This window comes from Longimicrobium sp., assembly GCA_036389135.1.
In the GTDB taxonomy this organism is placed as follows: domain Bacteria; phylum Gemmatimonadota; class Gemmatimonadetes; order Longimicrobiales; family Longimicrobiaceae; genus Longimicrobium.
Genome location: DASVQP010000010.1, coordinates 1 through 1,987 on the forward strand (window position 1 = coordinate 1; position 1,987 = coordinate 1,987).

Annotated in this window: 2 protein-coding genes; both read left to right on the forward strand. The window is 71.6% G+C overall.

The genetic code is table 11. From position 1 onward, the window contains the following. Positions 1–167 precede the first annotated feature (167 nt). Positions 168–1,049: an ABC transporter permease gene (locus tag VF584_02300; protein ID HEX8208990.1), complete on the forward strand. Its 882-nt coding sequence runs from the start codon at positions 168–170 to the stop codon at positions 1,047–1,049. Then, the coding region (locus tag VF584_02305; GenBank protein HEX8208991.1) for an ABC transporter ATP-binding protein at positions 1,049–1,987 on the forward strand (939 nt) is incomplete at its 3' end. The genes VF584_02300 and VF584_02305, both read left to right, overlap by 1 nt.

Sequence of the window (1,987 nt, forward strand, 5' to 3'; positions counted from 1 at the left end):
CTGGCCGGGGCTGGGCCGCTACACCTTCCGCTCCGCCGCGGCGCTGGATTTCCCGGCGATCATGGGCATCACGCTGGTGGTCTCCGCCACCTACCTACTGGTGAACCTGCTGGTGGACTTGTCCTACGCGGCGCTCGATCCAAGAGTGCGGCGATGACGGCACGGCGATGAGCGCGAGCACGATCCCCGCCGCCGCCACGCCGGCCATGCCGGCACCGCGTCCGCGTTGGCGCCGCCGGCTGCGCCGCTACGGCCCGGCCTGGACGGGGGGCGCCATCGTGATCGCCTGGGTGCTGGTCGCCGTCCTGGCGCCCTGGATCTCCCCCTATCCCCCGGATGCGCAGGACGTGGTGAACCGGCTGCAGCCGCCCACCACGGCGCATTGGCTGGGCACGGACGTGCTGGGGCGGGATGTCTTCTCCCGCCTGCTGCACGGCGCGCGCCTGTCGCTGCTGGCGGGCTTCACCGTGGTGCTGCTCGGCGCCGCCATCGGCACCACGGTCGGCATCGTCGCCGCTTGGGCCCGCGGCATCTGGGACGAGGCGCTGATGCGCCTGACCGACCTCGTGCTCTGCTTCCCCCCGATCATCCTGGCCCTCGCCATCGCCGCGGCGCTGGGCATCGGCACGCGGAACACCATCCTGGCCATGCTGGTGGTGTGGTGGCCGAAATTCGCCCGCCTGGGCCGCGCGCTCGCGCTGGTGCAGCGCAGCCAGGAATACGTGGAAGCCGCGACGGTGCTGGGCCTGCGTCCCAGCCGCATCCTGGCCCGCCACATCCTGCCGAACACGCTCGGACCGCTGGCGGTGCTGGTCACGCTGGATCTCGGCAACGCCATCCTCACCTTCGCGGGCCTGTCCTTCCTCGGCTTGGGCGTGGTGCCGCCCACGGCGGAGTGGGGCTCCATGGTCGCGGAGGGACGGGAGCTGGTGGAGCAATGGTGGGTGGCGGCCTTCCCCGGCCTTGCGATCCTGACCGTGGTGGTGGGCTTCAACTTCTGCGGCGACGGGCTGCGCGATTGGCTCGATCCTAAGGGGAGGTCCCGGTGATGGACGGATCCCTGCCAGCGCGGACGGGCGCCACCGCCGCCGACACGCCGGTGCTGGAGGTGGAGGATCTCCGCACCGTCTTCCTCACCGACGCCGGCGCGGTACGGGCGGTGGACGGCGTGTCCTTCACCGTCGGTCCCGGCGAGACGCTGGGCATCGTCGGCGAGAGCGGATCGGGCAAGAGCGTCACGGCGCTCTCCCTGATCCGGCTGCTGGAGGAGCCCGCCCGCATCGTCGGCGGCGCCATCCGCTTCCAGGGCCGCGACGTGCTGGCCATGCGCGGTGCCGAGTTGCGGGATTGGCGCGGCGACCGCGCCGCCATGGTGTTCCAAGACCCGATGACCGGCCTCAACCCGGTGATCCGCATCCTGCGCCAAGTCACGGAGCACATGATCTCCCACGGCCGTCAAACGCCGGCGAAGGCGCGCGTCCGCGCGGTGGAGTTGCTGCGGCGGATGGGGGTCGCGGCGCCGGAACGCGCCGCGGCGTCCTTCCCGCACCAGTTCTCCGGCGGAATGCGGCAACGGGTGATGCTGGCGATCGGCGTGGCCAACGACCCCGTCTTGCTGATCGCCGACGAGCCTACCACGGCGCTGGACGTGACCATCCAGGCGCAGATCCTGGACCTGCTGCGCAACCTCAACGCCGAATTCGGCACGGCGATCATCCTGATCAGCCACGACCTCGGCGTGATCGGCACCGTCTGCCGCCGCGTCGCCGTGATGTATGCCGGGGAAGTGGTGGAAGAGGCGGAGACAGAAGCCGTCCTCACCGATCCGCGGCACCCCTATGCCTGGGCCCTGGTCAACGCCGTGCCGCGGCTGGACAGCCCGCCCGGCGCAGGGCTCACCAGCATCGAAGGGGCGCCGCCGGACGCGCTCAACCCGCCCGCCGGCTGCCGCTTCGCGCCCCGTTGCCCCTTCAAGATCGCCAAGTGC